General features: G+C 35.1%; 19 protein-coding genes. 9 read left to right on the top strand and 10 right to left on the bottom strand.

Going from position 1 to position 15,274, the window contains the following annotated elements:
* Nucleotides 1–2 precede the first annotated feature (2 nt).
* From merA to J5U23_RS04185, 3 genes are all read left to right on the top strand, one after another.
* A complete protein-coding gene (gene merA / locus J5U23_RS04195; RefSeq protein WP_218267060.1) occupies nucleotides 3–1,364 on the top strand; it encodes a mercury(II) reductase in 1,362 nt (453 codons plus the stop codon).
* 140 nt (nucleotides 1,365–1,504) lie between these two features.
* Nucleotides 1,505–1,873 carry a sulfolobus mercury resistance protein, MerI gene (locus tag J5U23_RS04190; RefSeq protein ID WP_218267059.1) on the top strand — a complete coding sequence of 123 codons (369 nt, stop codon included), beginning with the start codon at nucleotides 1,505–1,507 and terminating at the stop codon, nucleotides 1,871–1,873.
* 135 nt (nucleotides 1,874–2,008) lie between these two features.
* On the top strand, nucleotides 2,009–2,410 hold the full coding sequence (locus J5U23_RS04185; RefSeq protein WP_218267058.1) for a CBS domain-containing protein: 402 nt from the start codon (nucleotides 2,009–2,011) through the stop codon (nucleotides 2,408–2,410).
* Here the strand turns inward: J5U23_RS04185 and J5U23_RS04180 are convergent.
* Entirely contained in the window at nucleotides 2,407–4,182 is a 1,776-nt protein-coding gene (locus J5U23_RS04180; protein WP_218267057.1) for a S9 family peptidase, read from the bottom strand. The two genes, J5U23_RS04185 and J5U23_RS04180, sit on opposite strands and share 4 nt — an antisense overlap.
* Before the next feature lie 75 nt (nucleotides 4,183–4,257).
* Between J5U23_RS04180 and J5U23_RS04175 the strand changes: the two genes are divergently transcribed.
* Nucleotides 4,258–5,088 carry a M48 family metallopeptidase gene (locus J5U23_RS04175; RefSeq protein WP_218259569.1) on the top strand — a complete coding sequence of 277 codons (831 nt, stop codon included), beginning with the start codon at nucleotides 4,258–4,260 and terminating at the stop codon, nucleotides 5,086–5,088.
* A 3-nt stretch (nucleotides 5,089–5,091) separates the two neighbouring features.
* On the opposite strand, the gene J5U23_RS04170 is transcribed toward J5U23_RS04175, so the two are convergent.
* Complete coding sequence (locus tag J5U23_RS04170) at nucleotides 5,092–5,412, bottom strand: GYD domain-containing protein (RefSeq protein WP_218259568.1); 321 nt, start codon at nucleotides 5,410–5,412, stop codon at nucleotides 5,092–5,094.
* Nucleotides 5,413–5,548: 136 nt separating this feature from the next.
* Here J5U23_RS04170 and J5U23_RS04165 point away from each other — a divergent pair, with 136 nt between their 5' ends.
* Nucleotides 5,549–6,679: a thiolase family protein gene (locus tag J5U23_RS04165; RefSeq protein ID WP_218259567.1), complete on the top strand. Its 1,131-nt coding sequence runs from the start codon at nucleotides 5,549–5,551 to the stop codon at nucleotides 6,677–6,679.
* On the top strand, nucleotides 6,676–6,951 hold the full coding sequence (locus J5U23_RS04160; RefSeq protein WP_218259566.1) for a zinc ribbon domain-containing protein: 276 nt from the start codon (nucleotides 6,676–6,678) through the stop codon (nucleotides 6,949–6,951). Before J5U23_RS04165 ends, J5U23_RS04160 begins: the two co-directional genes overlap by 4 nt.
* Here the strand turns inward: J5U23_RS04160 and J5U23_RS04155 are convergent.
* The 6 genes from J5U23_RS04155 to J5U23_RS15660 all read right to left on the bottom strand — a co-directional run bounded on the left by J5U23_RS04155 (nucleotide 6,943) and on the right by J5U23_RS15660 (nucleotide 9,562).
* Nucleotides 6,943–7,263: a TA0938 family protein gene (locus tag J5U23_RS04155; RefSeq protein ID WP_218267056.1), complete on the bottom strand. Its 321-nt coding sequence runs from the start codon at nucleotides 7,261–7,263 to the stop codon at nucleotides 6,943–6,945. The genes J5U23_RS04160 and J5U23_RS04155 overlap by 9 nt on opposite strands.
* On the bottom strand, nucleotides 7,260–8,171 hold the full coding sequence (locus tag J5U23_RS04150) for a thiaminase II/PqqC family protein (RefSeq protein WP_218267055.1): 912 nt from the start codon (nucleotides 8,169–8,171) through the stop codon (nucleotides 7,260–7,262). The genes J5U23_RS04155 and J5U23_RS04150 overlap by 4 nt, the downstream gene beginning before the upstream one ends.
* 103 nt (nucleotides 8,172–8,274) lie before the next feature.
* Nucleotides 8,275–8,622: a nucleotidyltransferase domain-containing protein gene (locus tag J5U23_RS04145; RefSeq protein WP_218267054.1), complete on the bottom strand. Its 348-nt coding sequence runs from the start codon at nucleotides 8,620–8,622 to the stop codon at nucleotides 8,275–8,277.
* Complete coding sequence (locus J5U23_RS04140; RefSeq protein WP_218267053.1) at nucleotides 8,603–8,971, bottom strand: HEPN domain-containing protein; 369 nt, start codon at nucleotides 8,969–8,971, stop codon at nucleotides 8,603–8,605. Before J5U23_RS04140 ends, J5U23_RS04145 begins: the two co-directional genes overlap by 20 nt.
* 156 nt (nucleotides 8,972–9,127) lie before the next feature.
* Complete coding sequence (locus J5U23_RS15665; protein WP_240781435.1) at nucleotides 9,128–9,265, bottom strand: NUDIX hydrolase; 138 nt, start codon at nucleotides 9,263–9,265, stop codon at nucleotides 9,128–9,130.
* Between the two features lie 54 nt (nucleotides 9,266–9,319).
* Nucleotides 9,320–9,562 (bottom strand): NUDIX domain-containing protein, encoded by a 243-nt coding sequence (locus J5U23_RS15660; RefSeq protein ID WP_244988820.1) that lies wholly within the window; start codon nucleotides 9,560–9,562, stop codon nucleotides 9,320–9,322.
* Between the two features lie 984 nt (nucleotides 9,563–10,546).
* On the opposite strand from J5U23_RS15660, the gene J5U23_RS04130 reads away from it, so the two are divergent.
* Nucleotides 10,547–11,722 carry an MFS transporter gene (locus tag J5U23_RS04130; RefSeq protein ID WP_218267052.1) on the top strand — a complete coding sequence of 392 codons (1,176 nt, stop codon included), beginning with the start codon at nucleotides 10,547–10,549 and terminating at the stop codon, nucleotides 11,720–11,722.
* Here the strand turns inward: J5U23_RS04130 and J5U23_RS04125 are convergent.
* The gene (locus J5U23_RS04125; protein WP_218267051.1) at nucleotides 11,697–12,740 is read right to left on the bottom strand and encodes a hypothetical protein; all 1,044 of its coding nucleotides are present in this window, start codon (nucleotides 12,738–12,740) and stop codon (nucleotides 11,697–11,699) included. The two genes, J5U23_RS04130 and J5U23_RS04125, sit on opposite strands and share 26 nt — an antisense overlap.
* On the bottom strand, nucleotides 12,731–12,946 hold the full coding sequence (locus J5U23_RS04120; protein ID WP_218267050.1) for a sulfocyanin: 216 nt from the start codon (nucleotides 12,944–12,946) through the stop codon (nucleotides 12,731–12,733). Before J5U23_RS04120 ends, J5U23_RS04125 begins: the two co-directional genes overlap by 10 nt.
* A gap of 116 nt (nucleotides 12,947–13,062) precedes the next feature.
* On the opposite strand from J5U23_RS04120, the gene J5U23_RS04115 reads away from it, so the two are divergent.
* Complete coding sequence (locus tag J5U23_RS04115; RefSeq protein ID WP_218267049.1) at nucleotides 13,063–13,458, top strand: hypothetical protein; 396 nt, start codon at nucleotides 13,063–13,065, stop codon at nucleotides 13,456–13,458.
* An 89-nt stretch (nucleotides 13,459–13,547) separates the two neighbouring features.
* Nucleotides 13,548–15,257, top strand: coding sequence for an MFS transporter (locus J5U23_RS04110; RefSeq protein WP_218267048.1), 1,710 nt, complete (start codon nucleotides 13,548–13,550; stop codon nucleotides 15,255–15,257).
* Nucleotides 15,258–15,274: the final 17 nt, after the last annotated feature.

The raw sequence follows: 15,274 nt of genomic DNA, 5'->3' as shown, positions 1-15,274 counted from the left end.
TAATGGAAGATCTGGTGATCATAGGCTATGGTGCAGCTGGATTTGCAGCGTTAATTAGGGCAAATCAGCTCGGAATAAAGCCACTAGTTGTAGGTTATGGAGAAATAGGTGGAACTTGCGTTAACGTAGGATGTGTCCCCTCTAAGAGAATGTTGAGAATAGGTGAGTTGTACAATAACTCTTCAAAAATAGTAGGAAAAAAGCTATTTCCAGAATTTTTCCAAGCATTTCAAGACAAGGCTGAAATCGTGAATTCGCTACGAAAGGAAAAATACGAGGATGTGATAAATTCATATGATGTTAAATTAAAAATTGGTAAAGCGCATTTCATTTCGCCTAACGCGATTAAAGTAAATGGGGAGACAATAGAGGCTAAAAAGTTTATAATAGCCACGGGTTCTTCTCCAAGTATACCTAATATCAAGGGTTTAAATGAAGTTGGGTTTTGGACTAATGTGGAAGCCTTATCGCCAAACAAGAAAATATCATCCTTGGCTATCATAGGTGGAAGGGCTTTGGCTTTAGAATTTGCACAAATGTATAGGAGACTAGGAGTTGATACTATAGTTCTTCAAAGGAGCGAAAGAATATTACCAGATTGGGAACCGGAAATTTCTCTAGCTGTTAAAAACTATTTAGGAGAGAATGACAGTATTCCGATTTTTACAAACGTTAGGGTTAAGGAGGTAAGAAAGGGAAATGGAGGAAAGATAGTAGTTACTGATAAGGGGGAAGTTGAGGCTGATGAAATTTTGTTGGCTACCGGAAGGAAGCCTAATGTGGAAATGAATTTAGATGCAGCAGGAATTGAGTTAAACGACAAGGGAGGCATAAAAGTTAATGAAGAACTGAGGACCTCAAATCCTAATGTATTTGCTGCAGGCGATGTAATTGGCGGTCCTATGTTGGAAGCTTTGGCTGGCAGACAAGGTTCAATTGCAGCAGAGAACGCAATAATGAATGTAAAAAGAAAAATTGACATGATTAGTGTTCCTCAAGTTGTATTTATAGAACCCAATGTGGCTAAAGTTGGTCTTACTGCATTAGAGGCAATGAAAGAAGGCTATGATATAGACCATAGGGTTGTTAAGATGAATAGTATAGCTAAGGCGAGAATATTAAGGGAAGATTATGGATTAATAAAGATGGTTATAGATAAGAAGTTTAGGAATATTTTAGGTGTCCAGATGTTTGGTAAATACGCTGCAGAGGTGATAAATGAGGCGGCGTTAGCGGTTAAATTTAGGGCTACAATAGATGATTTGATTGATACAATACACGTTTTCCCTACAATGGGAGAGAGTTTGAGGATAGTAGCACTAGCTTTTACTAGTGATGTTAGTAAAATGAGTTGCTGTGTCTAACTCGATTCCTTTTCTTTTTATATAATTAGTTGTTCTATTGGTTAAGTGATAAAGAAAAATTCTCCATATAGTAACACGTTTATTTCTATGTAAGTTATGAAGGTAAAAGTTTAAATACTATAAACAGTATAAATAGCATTATGCCAGAAGTTAAGAAATTGCATGAAGACGAAGAGGTCGAGGAGATAGCCCTACGTATAAGTGATGAAGAGGTAGAAATTATAGATCACAGTGGAGTTATTAAGGGGAAAATTTCATCTAAACAACTAGCTAAGAAAGCCTTAGAGAAGAAAACTTTAAAGTTTAGAATTAAAGAGGCTATAAATACAAAAATTACAACAGAAGATGAGAAATCTTTACCAAGTTTAAGAGAATTATACTTTGATCCCCACCTATTGATATATGGAAAAAGGGCTGGAGAAGTAAAAGGCTCTGGTTACGTATGTCCAATATGTGGAATTGAAATAGACGAGTATGGCTATTGCGGTTGTGGTGCTGGGTCAAGTTAATCTATATATTTTTTTCTTACGAGAGTTAGTCTCTTTCTTTATATATGTCTTTTAAACTTTCCTCTTGTAAAGTATAATTGTTAAACACTGTTAATGGTAAATAAAGTTTAAGTTGTAGAAAGAGAAAAGTAATCTATGAAACTTAAAGACGTTTTCAATAATACTAGACCTATAAAAATCGACCGACATACTAGTCTTTCTGAAGCATTAGAACGCATGGATAAACAGGGAGTTAATTTTGCTCTTATAGTTGATAATAGTAAAGGAGATGATGTCATAGGAATAGTAACTAGGAGTATAATTTTAAGGTCAATTGCCAAAGGTCTCTCACAAAATGAACCGGTATCGAAAGTTATGATCAAGAACGTGATTACTATAAACGGAGAGGAGGATTTGATAGATACTTTTATGTTCATGATGAAGAATAATATCAGTCACCTATTGGCAATTAATGAAACGGGGAAAATAATAGGCGTAGTCACCTTAAGGGACGTTCTTTCTGCCATAAATAAGGAGTGTGAAAGAAATATTGATTAGAGCAAATATTTACTAAACCATTCTAATTTAGTCTTTAGTCTGTCTATCATATTCTTAGGCTTCCCTCTTCTAGCGTGTTCATGACTGTCACCTTGATATCTTACTAGTGCAGTCGGGACTCCCTGCATTCTTAATGCCACATAAAATTGCTCAGCTTGTTCAATTGGACATCTATAATCTTCCTCACCGTGGATTAACATGGTAGGTGTTTTAACGTTTTTCACATAATAAATTGGTGACATTTTCATTAGTTTCTCTATCCCTTCAGTACTCCATGGATCACTAATCCCGGATTCAATAGCATTAAACCAGAAACCTATATCACTAGTACCACACATACTAACTAGATTCGATATGCTCCTTTCACTTATGGCAGCTGAAAACATATTAGTCTTCGTCACTACCCAATTGGTCATAAAACCTCCATAAGAACCGCCAGTAACACCAAGCTTACCTTTTAAACCATACTTTTCCTTGACGGTATTAACGAAGTTTATTAGATCCTCAAAATCCTTTCCACCCCAATCTCCCACACAAGCCTTAGCGAAATCCTCACCATATCCTTGACTACCTCTAGGATTTGCGTATATTACGTTAAATCCATTATCTACGAAGAACTGAAATTCTATGAAATAACCATAGCCATACGCCATGTGCGGCCCTCCATGGACAAATAATATTGTCGGTGCGTTAGGATCTCTAATTATACTCCATCCCTCGACTTCCATTCCGTTAGAGTTTATTATAATTCTCTCTGGAGTGTATCCTTTAACGTTAGGGTTAGGGTCATATTCCATATCTCTATATTTTAATATTACGGGCTTTTCTGGAGTGGAATAGAAATAAGCTAGCTCACCATTACTATACTCAAATCCCCTAACCATTATATTTCCACTAGTTATCTTATCTACCTTATTGTCAGAGATTTGATAGATATGTGACGTACCTCCTTCTTGGCCTAAGGAGAGTATTAGATCCCTTTCGAATACGATCTTATCCTTTATACCATCAAATAAATCAGTTAACACTTTATTACCGCAAGTTTTTCCACAAATGTAACTCTTTCCTTCTTCTGGTAACATTATTTCGAGAGAAGCCCATGGGGTTAGTCCTTTCCTATGTCCTAAAAATGCTATTTTCCCCTCGCTGTTCATAGTGATTGCTTGTACAGTTCCATCCTCCTTCGTTATTCTGTTTAACTCCCCAGTTTCTATGTTTACCTCATATAAATTTCCTAATCCATAATCATCTCCATCCTTAGTTGCTGAAATTACAACCCTATTGCCATTTGTAGCCACATCTGTGACGTCAAAGTTCCCTGTGACAAGCTTCCTCAAATCCTTACCATCAAATAAATAAAGTGATTGTCTAGCTCTCAATAAACCTCTGCTATCAAACCTATACTTTATCTTCTCTGCTCTAAACGGTAATGTTTTATCTGTATTTTCCTCTGCTATCACCAAAATTCCCTTATTATGGAAGTCATATTTTAATATTCTACCAGAAAATGTAAACACTACTTTCGGCTCGCCATAGAGTTGCGCTTCGAGTAGAGATGATTTCGTCTCCTCATTTCTTATAAAGTAAAGCTTGTCGTTATTGAACTTTGGCGAGGATTCGTTTCCTTGAAAAGTTATCCTATTAAGGTTTAAATAAATTGATGATTTGTATTTATCCTCTTCTATCCATGTCTCCACGTGAAATATTTTTCCCTTCCCTATTGCTATTTCGGGTATTAATTTAATCGAATGGTAGTAGTCTTCTGGTTTCATAATGTTAGTATATTGCTCTAAGTAATAACTTTGATTATCTTATCGTTTTATAAACTTTTAGAGCGAGTAATATGTGTGCACTCCATAACCACATATTGGTGGAAATATTATCTAGCATCCTTCTTCTCCATTCTAGTAATTGGCATAGTGGTATCATCCTTAAATATAAATCTACCCTATTTCTTTTTAATTCAAATAGGGCTAGTATTTGGTCTCTGGTACCTCATTTCTCCAATTATAATGATACTTGTATTTAAGATGAGAAGAGCTTCTCAGGATATTACCTTGATGGTAGAAGAGCTTTCAAAGAAATTTAACGTTAAGCTATCTAAAATCTACATTATAAATGATAATTTCCTTAACGCTTTTGCCTTTGGTAATATAATTTTTAGAGGAATAGCAGTTACTTTGCCACTCTATGAAAGTCTAACCCAAGAGGAGTTAGCAGCGGTTCTCTCTCACGAGATTGCCCATATAAAGAATTACGATCCAGAAGTTATGTTACTTACAATATTTTCCATTAATTCTATTTATGCAGCACTTATTTATTATCTGCCTTTAGTGTCCTTATTTTTCCTTATAATATACCTTGTTATCTTATTGCCCTTAGTCTTTTACGTGCATAGAAAAATAGAAATGAGGGCTGATTTAACTGCAGTTAAGTTTAACCCTGAGATAACTTATTGGCTAGAAAGTTCCCTAATAAAAATTGGATATTTAAGTAGAAGTATTCCGACTAATATGCTAAGGTATGTTCTCCCAATACAGATACTATTGGCTAAGGAATTTATTGTAAATAATACTGTTGATAGAAAAGGTGTTCTCTCCTTTAGAACTCATCCGTCTCTAAGGGAGAGATTGTTATATTTATCTCAATATGAAAAACAAAAAATGTATTATATTTGAAAATTACTTCTTTTCATGTGGATGACCAATACGTGGTGTAGTCTTAATAGCCCTTATCGCTTCATCAACAGAAATCGCTAAATAGGTCTTTGTCCTTACGGTACCTCTACTATTCAATTCTATTAAGGCTTTAAGGAACGTCTCAACATTATCCACTTCTACTATATTAATGAAATCTATATCACCAAATACTACATATTGTTCTTTTACCTTAGCCCCTATTTTAGCCAATTCCTCGTTAACTTCTTTTATTCTTTCCGGCTTATCTGCTATTGTCTCAGCTCCCTTATCGGTGAGGGTTGAAAGAACTACGAATATTACCATTATCATTATACTCTTTCTTAAAAAATATAAACATTTCTTATAAACAAGCACTCTTGCTGTTTACGGTTAGGAAACTGATTTATGTTCTCTCTATTGGAAGTTCAATTTTATATTTTAAATGTGGAAACTCACATGAATGGTTGCAATTATTGACGCAAACTTAACCAGATTCGGAAAGAGAAAGGAGAGCCTATTAGAGCTTGCAGGAGAGGTTGTGTTACCATTAATACGAAAATATGAAATTGATTTCGTTGTAGTCTCTAATAGCTATTCTGGAGAGTTTAACTCCCTATCTGGGATAAATAACTTAATTACAACTTATTTGTCAATTGATAGAGTGCCATCAATTAGGGTTGATAATACCAGTGGAAGTGGAGGCTCTGCAATATTAGTTGCTAAATCTTTACTTGACTCTAAAATAGCTAAAACCGTGCTAGTCTTAGGAGTTGAGAAGATGTCCGAAAAGAATACCAAGCAAGTTACATCAGTAATAGCCTCCTTACTTCCGCCAGAAGAAAAAATTGCTGGGTTAACTCTACCTTCACTTGCAGGATTAATGACCAAGGAGTATATGAGGAGATATAATGCATCAAGGGAGGCCTTTGCTTTAGTAGCAGTAAAAAACCATTATAATGGATCTTTAAATCCCTATGCTCACATACAGAAGGTAGTGTCTTTAGAGGAAGTTTTGAATTCCCCTATCATAGCAGATCCCTTAACCCTTTACGAATTTACCCCAATTAGTGATGGGGCTTCAGCGATAGTTATGGTAAGGGATGAAGACGCTTATAGTTTTACCAATAAGCCTGTGTTTATAAAAGGTATTGGCGCTTCTTCAGATACGTCATATTTATCTGAGCGTGAGGACATATTGTCAATAAATGCGGTGAGAATTGCTGGATTAACTGCTAGGAAAATGGCAAAGATTGATCAAGTTGATTTCGCTGAACTACACGATATGGCAACTGTTCTGGAAATAGTTGAGGCTGAAGAGTTGGGTTTATTAAAGAAAGGAGAAGGATGGAAGGCATATTACGATAATTACACCGCAATTAATGGTGAAATTCCAATAAACACCAGTGGAGGGTTGAACTCTAAAGGCCATCCAATAGGGGCAAGCGGTGTAGCTCAAGCAGTTGAGGCGTTTCTACAGATTAGGAACGAAGCGGGGAGTAGGCAAGTTAAAAATGCTAGAGTTGGTCTGTCGTTAAGTATGGCTGGTTTTGGGAATTCTGCAACTGTAGTAGTTTACGGTGATGAGCCTTGATCTATGTATGTAAAAATTGTGGCTATTCGTTTTGGGTTAAGAGGGCTAGATGTCCAAGGTGTTACTCGACGGAATTCAACACAAGAGATGATATAAGAGAGGGTGAACTATTAACATCATGGAAATTGACCGCTACTCCAGATGGATTTGAAGACAATTATTGGCTTTGTTTAGTCAGAATAAATGATGTGAAAATATTCTGTAGATCCTTAAGTGAGCCCAAAAATAAAATGATGATAAAAGAAAATGGCTTATGTGAGCCATTAACTTAGTTCCTTGAAAGTCTCTATTCCAGCATCATCATTAAACTTAACGTAAAATTTATACTCCCTATTTCCATTTTTAGCTGAGCACGTCCTCCCAGTATAATAATTTCCATTTATTATTAATTCATCAATTCTACTCCAATTGGATCTTTTCTTTACTTCATTAACCATGTTTATAAATTCTAACGCACATATATCACAGCAGAAGAACAACTTCTCTCCGTCAATCTCTTCATAGTAATCTCCCCAAGTTCCTCCACAGAGTGCACAACCTTTCTGCTTTGTACCAGCTTCTTTTCCGTTTACGATGATCTTCATTTAGTTATCACCTTTACCAGATTAGGTTCTATCTCAAATCCTCTTTCTAATCTGGCTAATAAATACTTTGAAAAAGCATCAAATGACTTAAGAACAGTAACTTGTACTTCTTCCCTTATATTCATCTCTTCTGCATATTTTTCAACCATCTCTAGGGCTTCTCCCGCATGTGAAATATCGGCCTCATAACCTTCCCTCAGAAAGTCCTTAACAGCTTGGGGAAACTCTTCAGAAGTGAGTATAGCTGGATTAAAATAAGGTAATCTAGCCCCATATTTAACTAAACTTCTATCAGCTACTAATTCGAGACTATGCATTGCTGCCATTGTTTCTAACCAGGTTTTACTCTCAGCTATTTTCCTCCACGTCTTTATCGCTGATTGCGTAGAGGGTAATGGTGGTGTTGATAATATTTTCTCCCTAGGCATCCCCAAGGCTTCTCCCATTCTTATTAACAACTCGTAATGGGCTGGCCTTCCATTATATCCTAAAAATTCAACTGAGATATTCTCTAACTCGTATTGTAAAACATCATCCTTATCAGTTTTGAATACTATTGATGATAACACTTTTACCCAATTCTTTAAGAAGTGTTGATGCTCAATTACATAGCCTAATAGCACACCCCTAGTTGGTTTCTGCATTGCGACGATAAACGGATGTGGATTTTCTCCATAAAACTTCTCTATAAACCTCTGTCTAATCCACATTGCTAAACCATTTGGAGTTGAGAAGAAGTTCTCTAAAGCACTTTCCAGTTCACTAACTTCCATTCTCTTAATTGATATATTTCTATTTAACCACATTACATGAGATGGATCGCTCTTATAATTTGCTATCACCTCCATGTGCTTGGCTAAATCCTCCCATGAATTAAATTTCATTTCACATGAGGGACATACTGGCATAAGTAATACTCAATGTTTTCCTTATTAAGTTTAATTTAGCTAGAGATGAGTATGTCCATAGTTTCGTTAGATAAAGGGACTATTTAGCATATTTAGTGATAAGTTAAGTTATCTCTTCCCATATGTCAATGAACTTAGAATACCAGTTTTTATATTCCTCTGGTGTGATGACGTGAATTTCAAAGGGATCCCACGCATTTATTGCCTTATGTAGTTTCACTGATATTTTACTCCTATCCCATTCATCTTTAATATTAGGGACTATTACAAGAACATCTACGTCACTATCTAGTCTGTAATTACCCCTAGCTACAGAGCCAAAGAGTATTACTTTACATTCTGCTGATATCTCATTTACACATACCCTTTTTATTACTTTTAAGTACTGTCTTGCATTTTTTAACATGTTTATCCTCCTTTCCCACTCCTCCTTAAAGTAGTCCAAGCTCATTTAATATCACCCTCACAAGTCTTAAGGTGGCTATTACGGAATTTTTACTGTAATCATATGGTAAATATCTAGCGCCTATATATGCCTGTCGAATTAAATCTAACGTGCTTGTCTCCTTATCAAGTAATTCTCTTAATCTATCGTTATTCGTAATTCTTATTACATCTTCTAGGAGTTTAATTAAATTATGAGTCCTCTCGTAAGTCCCAGTTCTCTCATATAAAACGAATTTTAAAGCTAACTGTAACGCTTGTTCCAAATGAAACATAGCTAAATTATACTCGCCTTCATTTAAATCCCTTTCAGCTTCCTTTAAAAAGCTTAACGAGTTCTTCCTTAGAAACGACATACGTAATAATTGGGTATTAACCTAAAAACAGTTTCTAAAGCGTTATACCGGAGTAGGATTCTATCATTTATAAGTTATTGGAAATCTGTTCTCAGAATTTAAATGAAGTTTATCTTCTAATAACTAAGAGTTTAGAGTAAATAAACCTAACATATATTAATCCCATCCGTATTCGCTGTATATTTGCCCTCTCTTAAGCCCAAGCTCTATTGCTTGCCTTATATATGGTACTACATTTGGAGGTAGTTCAGATAATTTAAACCATTTTATATCACCTGCTTTTTCAGGTTCCATAATCTTCGGTTCACCTTCCCCCTTATTTGCCTTGAAGAAGAAATCCACTCTCTCCTAATTTTCAAACTTATGCATCACATGAACTAGGATTAGAGCTTTAGGACCTATGATTATTCCTGCTTCGTCCTTAGCCTCTCTTACCATGGCATTTGTAGCGGATTCTTTAGCTTCTACGTGTCCAGCTATAACGCTCCAGCAACCATCTCTATAGCTTGTATTTTTCCCAAGCTGTAGAAATATTTCATTATCTCTAAGAAGAAAAAGGTGAACAGAGAGAATTTGAGGGCATCTAGCCATAAAATTAGCTTAAAAAGATGGGATAAAAAAAGTTAAGATTACGTTTATGCTAAGAGAGTTTTTTATAATTATATATTTTGACTATGTTTTCTCTTCAGTCTGGACATAATGTTGTCATTAGGATACAAATTTGTAAAATGATTATGTCTTTACAGAGAGTATGTACATTAAATAAGGTATCACTATACACCAAAAACCTATAGAAATATAAATCACAAATTAACTACACTATGATTAAAGTAACACACTAATATCCAATCTATTTGGCATAATATTATTCAATCTCAATTCATTATTAATAATACTCATGAATTATCATTTTAATCAACTAGGATAACGTTAGAGGGCGTTCAGTAATGGGCCATTCAGGTTTCCCACTACAAATTCACTATATTTCAAAAACTATGACGAATTTAATTGTGTAATAACGGTTAATAAAGGGAATACGTGCTTAATCATGTTAATACTTTTATATTTATATTATTCATAAATTACAATTCGCAATAGATCCCAGAATCGCCCTTAGTAATAAATCTTTCGATCAAATTCCTATATAGGATTTTTCTCCGTAGGAGTAATGCTAGTTGTACAAAAATAAATAGGTTAATAATGACATTATTAAATGCTTAAACGAAATTTCAAAGCTCATCTTACACTATTAACGTGAGTTGTCTAACTCCATTTTGCAATTTAACCCTAAAGGTATTGTAAACGAGGCTGAGAGTTGCAAGATAGCTAGTCTTCTGGTAGCAATTTCATGCAAACGTCGCATAATATATACTGTCCGTGTTTATGAACCTTTAAGCCGATAAAGTATTTTGAATCTATATAAGAATATTAATAATAAATAGTCCCATATCTTCCTAAAGAGATTCTACTAAAATATTTTAAGTAAAAGGTATTTGAGGTAATTTCTCTAAAGCACTTAGCGGATAAAACGAAAAATAGTTAAACTACTAAATTCTCTTATTATTAGGTGATTTTTTGCAAGATGATTATGGCTATACTTTTCTTCTATTGTCAAGAGTTTTAAGAAGTGTTGGGATAATTTATATAACTCTCTCCTCTTCACTTTATTTATCTGCGATCGGTGTTAAACCAGAAATTATAGGAATAATATTTCTAGGAGCCATAGGATTCTCCTCAGCTCTTAATCTAGCCCTAGGCATGATAGGTGATAGGACTGGCTACAAAAAAGTCCTAATCTTTGTAGAAATATTAGCTTCCATTGCATCAATATTACTCGCGCTTTCGATAAATCAAATACTAATCTTTGCAGCTCTTATAATAGGGGGAGTTGGAGGAGCTGCAGGCGGTATAAGAGGAGTATTTTCGCCGGGGTTAACAGCACTAGTTGCAAGCAATTGGGCTGATGAGAGAGAAAGAGTGAGAAGATTAAGCTTTTTGATGTCCGCTTCATCCTTCTCAGGGATAGGAGGTAGTATTCTTCTTTCACTAAGGTCTTACATAAGTAATTCCGTTGAGGGATATAGAATGCTATATTTCATATCATTTGTATTACTCTTAGGCTCAGCAATATCGTTGCTTTTCGTTAAAGAAGTTAAGAGGCCTAAAAAGACATCTAAGGTTATGAAGAAGTCTAGTCTGAAGTTTATCTCAAAAGTCATAGTTTCTAACTCGATAACCGGATTTGGACTAGGTATAGCTATCCCGCTACTACCATTATGGTATAGCTTGGCTTTTCATGCAAGTTCCTTCGAAATAGGATTAATCTTTACAATATCTTACTTAACAACTGCACTTGGTTCACTACTTTCAAATAAAATAAGATTTGACCCATTGAAAGTGGCTTCGATAACTAGAATACTGAATGGAGTATTTTTAATTGCAATGGCTTTCTCACCATGGTTACCTTTAGCAGCTGGATTATACATTGCAAGGGGATTAAACGCTGGGATTGGGGCACCTAATAGAAGTGCTGTTAATGTTAGAGGAGTTTCTGCTGAAGATTTCGGTACTGCTTCTAGTTTTCAAGGTTTAGCGACTAGGCTATCCCAGATGAGCTCAGGCATTAGTGGTTACTTACTAGATATTTCATACTCATTACCATTGGAAATAGGAGGTTTACTTCAAGCTGTAGGCGGTTATCTTTACATGAGATTATTGAAAACCACTAGTAATAGAAAAGTCGATTCTTAACGACTGGAATTAGGCCTATTATAATTATTGTAAGAATTTGTTCTAGAAGTAAGTAATAGGATGAGAGTTGTAATGAAGTATAGAAGCCATATGCAAGTAATCCTAGACTTATGAAGCCTAATGGCTTTAGCAAGTTTCTAATTGATAAGATCATTGAGATAAAGAAGATCATTAACGATACGTAAAGTGCTGTTAAGGAGGGTACAATTGTGTATACATAGTACATAGAGGGATTTATTAGGCTAGCTAGGGTGAATCCTAGGAATCCTAGAATTAAATAGTTTTTACTCTTGAAACTAAATCTAGATAAGACACTCTTTAGAGAGTAAAATTCCACTATGATTAACGAGAACGTACTAAATGATGAGATAAGATAAATTACTTTAGGAACGTTGAAGAAAGAATCTAAAAGTAGTATTGCTCCAGTTATTAAATATGCAAAAATTATACCATTAATCCCCTCTTTACTACCGTTTCCAACGAAAGGCGTAAGGGTTATACATATGTATAGTAGGGAAGTGGTAAGAGTATTAGCTATGTTTAATTCATAAGGGTTCGCAAATTTAAGATGCCAATTTATCGGGAGTATGAATAAGATCTGAAGAATCATCGAGGCAAATAGGAATTCTAACTCCCTATCTAAGATAGTTATTATTATGATAAATCCTGCTATTCCTATTGTTAATAGAATAGCCGTTAATCCATCTAGATTTAATATGTAATATACTATATAATCTACAGTATAGCTTAAATAAAGAAAATACGAGAAAACCCAAAAGTAGAGGAAATAATTGGAGAGTTTGGGATTGAATTTGACTATGTAATCGTAAAGTCCTCCCTTATCCCAGATTTTATTCATTGAGTAATATGTAAGGAAAGTTATTGGTGCAAATACGAGGAGCGATACTGCTACTTCTAACGTGTTTACATTTTCTAAGAATTGCCCAACTAGCGCTAAAGGTCCACCAATAGAAGAAAAAGAGAAACTAAAAACAAGTAACTTTCTATTTACCCCCATACTGCTCCACTGGAACTCGATGAGGTTGTAGTTGTAGTGGAAGACGATGTACTAGGTGAGGTAGTAGTTGTCGTATATGTTGACATATGGCTTGTTGAAGTTACTGGCTGATGGGATGTAGCAGCCATCCCGAAAAATGCCCCACCAATTAATAGAATTATTATAGAGATCCCTAGTATTACAAGTCCTATTTTACCTATTTTCATTATCTCGCAATATCCTCCTCTTTTTACATTGATTTAAATCTTTTCCCAAATAGTGTTTTCAATCTAATTAAAGATTTGGGCAAAGTCTTATTATTTATTGAATTTGATAGTAGCATATGCCAAGAGTTTCAGTTTCATTATTAGTGGTAGGAGTAATTGCAGGAATAGTTAGTTTCGCGTGGACTGCAGACCATTTACCATTATACAATTTTCGAATTTTACCATTCGGTATAAGGGCATTCTTCCTTTTTGATGCAATTCTTTCAATAATTGCCGGTATACTCTTTATACTCTCATTCAGACTCTTTAGTTTGAAAATTATTTATCTCTTAGAAGTAATATATTGGTGGATAAATTATTTGCTCTTGACTTTAACTAGAGTGCTTCCAGCTCCATTGGTAGGTAGACCATTACCAGTAACTACTGGGCCCGCTTTAACAGCCTTTATTCTAGATATTATACTCATAATACTATCTACAACTTTATACATTTTCATAACTGGCAAGCGATAGTTAAGTCATTATAATTTTATGATTTTTTAAAAACACATGATTGTTATTGAGCAAAAGTTTTAATAAATTAAAGTTAGGTCTTTAACTATATGGTTCAGTACAAGTGGGTTGCCTTATCTAATACAAGTCTTGGGGCATTTATGGGATTCATGAACGCTAATGTAGTATTAATAGCGTTACCAGCAATATTTAGGGGAATTGAAATAAATCCATTTAACTCTTTCCAATACCTATTATGGATCCTATTTGGTTACAGTATAGTATCAGCAATTTTAGTAGTAAATGTAGGCAGGATTTCAGATATCTTCGGAAGGGTGAGAATGTACAATTTAGGATTTCTAATTTTTACAATTGCGTCAATATTATTATATCTAACACCTGGCAAAGGAGACATAGCGGCAATTCAATTAATAATTTATAGGATACTTCAAGGTGTAGGGGGATCCTTTTTGATGGCTAATAGTGCCGCAATATTATCCGAAGCCTTCCCACCAAATGAGAGAGGATTTGCATTAGGATTAAATGGTGTAATAGGAATATTTGGTGGAGTTGCTGGAATAATCATTGGTGGAATACTGGCTTCAATATACTGGCGTGACGTCTTCCTAGTGAGCGTACCAATAGGCATTATAGGAACTGTTTGGTCCTACAAATCGTTAAAGCAACTGAATAAGCCCAATAGAAATCAAAGTATTGACATAGTTGGAAATATCCTATACGCTGTTTCCCTTATATCAATATTGCTAGGGATAACGTATGGCATATTACCATATGGTAATCAAGTGACTGGTTGGACAAATCCATTTGTAATATCGGGTATTGTAGTAGGCGTTGGAATGTTCATTGGTTTCCTCTTTGTTGAGAGTAGAGTTAAAGACCCTATGTTTAGAATAGAGCTATTTAAAATAAGGGCATTTACGTCTTCTGCAATATCAATAATCTTAGCGCAGTTAGCGTTTGGAGGTCTCCAACTAATGCTGGTATTATTACTTCAAGCCATATGGTTACCTTTACACGGTTATAGTTACGAGGTAACACCTTTCTGGGCTGGAGTATATCTTCTTCCATTGTTGGCTGGGTTTGGAATAATGGGATCAATAGCGGGTAGGCTTGCAGATCGTTACGGTGCGCGAAGTCTAGCCACTATTGGACTTCTAATCATGGGAATAGGAGTTTTAACGTTAACCACATTGCCATACAATTTCAACTATGTAGAATTTGCTCTGATAATATTCTTTATAGGGATCGGAAATGGGTTATTTGTATCACCTAACATGACGGCTTTAATGAACGCCGCACCACCCCAACATAGAGGATCGGCCTCAGGGATAAGAGCAATGTTAACTAATACTGGCAGTACATTAAGCATCGGAATATTCTTTACTATAGTAATTGATACCTTATATGTTTCATTACCTCCTGTATTAACTAGTGCGCTGACTGCAGCTGGGGCTCCTCAACTAGCGCCATTATTAAGTAAAATACCTCCAACAGCCGCGATATTTGCTAGTTTTCTAGGCTACAATCCCGTTTCCACAGTACTTTCACAGTTACCGACTTCACTAGTTAACACAATTCCTGCTTCTACAATAGCTACCATAACGAGTACACATTGGTTCCCTAATGTAATAGCCTCACCTTTTATGGAAGCTCTGAGAGTCGCATTTTATGTTGCAGCCTCTTTGGCGTTTTTAGCTACCATAGCTTCAGCTCTAAGAGGAAAAACAGTAATTTATGAAAGAGATTACATGAACTCTACGCTTACAAACGTCTTAGATGATAAAAAGGATAAAAGCTAGTATATATTAAAGTACTA

This window comes from Saccharolobus shibatae B12, assembly GCF_019175345.1.
GTDB lineage: Archaea > Thermoproteota > Thermoprotei_A > Sulfolobales > Sulfolobaceae > Saccharolobus > Saccharolobus shibatae.
Note: the sequence above shows the minus strand (reverse complement) of the source record. Positions and strands in the feature narration are given on the sequence as shown.

What these genes read in the sequence shown, in the direction of transcription:
- merA (WP_218267060.1), top strand. Translation starts at nt 3, where the DNA reads ATGGAAGATCTGGTGATCATAGGCTATGGTGCAGCTGGATTTGCAGCG.
- J5U23_RS04190 (WP_218267059.1), top strand. Translation starts at nt 1,505, where the DNA reads ATGCCAGAAGTTAAGAAATTGCATGAAGACGAAGAGGTCGAGGAGATA.
- J5U23_RS04185 (WP_218267058.1), top strand. Translation starts at nt 2,009, where the DNA reads ATGAAACTTAAAGACGTTTTCAATAATACTAGACCTATAAAAATCGAC.
- J5U23_RS04180 (WP_218267057.1), bottom strand. Translation starts at nt 4,182, where the DNA reads ATGAAACCAGAAGACTACTACCATTCGATTAAATTAATACCCGAAATA.
- J5U23_RS04170 (WP_218259568.1), bottom strand. Translation starts at nt 5,412, where the DNA reads ATGGTAATATTCGTAGTTCTTTCAACCCTCACCGATAAGGGAGCTGAG.
- J5U23_RS04165 (WP_218259567.1), top strand. Translation starts at nt 5,549, where the DNA reads ATGGTTGCAATTATTGACGCAAACTTAACCAGATTCGGAAAGAGAAAG.
- J5U23_RS04155 (WP_218267056.1), bottom strand. Translation starts at nt 7,263, where the DNA reads ATGAAGATCATCGTAAACGGAAAAGAAGCTGGTACAAAGCAGAAAGGT.
- J5U23_RS04150 (WP_218267055.1), bottom strand. Translation starts at nt 8,171, where the DNA reads ATGCCAGTATGTCCCTCATGTGAAATGAAATTTAATTCATGGGAGGAT.
- J5U23_RS04145 (WP_218267054.1), bottom strand. Translation starts at nt 8,622, where the DNA reads ATGAGCTTGGACTACTTTAAGGAGGAGTGGGAAAGGAGGATAAACATG.
- J5U23_RS04140 (WP_218267053.1), bottom strand. Translation starts at nt 8,971, where the DNA reads ATGTCGTTTCTAAGGAAGAACTCGTTAAGCTTTTTAAAGGAAGCTGAA.
- J5U23_RS15665 (WP_240781435.1), bottom strand. Translation starts at nt 9,265, where the DNA reads ATGGAACCTGAAAAAGCAGGTGATATAAAATGGTTTAAATTATCTGAA.
- J5U23_RS15660 (WP_244988820.1), bottom strand. Translation starts at nt 9,562, where the DNA reads ATGGCTAGATGCCCTCAAATTCTCTCTGTTCACCTTTTTCTTCTTAGA.
- J5U23_RS04125 (WP_218267051.1), bottom strand. Translation starts at nt 12,740, where the DNA reads ATGGGGGTAAATAGAAAGTTACTTGTTTTTAGTTTCTCTTTTTCTTCT.
- J5U23_RS04120 (WP_218267050.1), bottom strand. Translation starts at nt 12,946, where the DNA reads ATGAAAATAGGTAAAATAGGACTTGTAATACTAGGGATCTCTATAATA.
- J5U23_RS04115 (WP_218267049.1), top strand. Translation starts at nt 13,063, where the DNA reads ATGCCAAGAGTTTCAGTTTCATTATTAGTGGTAGGAGTAATTGCAGGA.
- J5U23_RS04110 (WP_218267048.1), top strand. Translation starts at nt 13,548, where the DNA reads ATGGTTCAGTACAAGTGGGTTGCCTTATCTAATACAAGTCTTGGGGCA.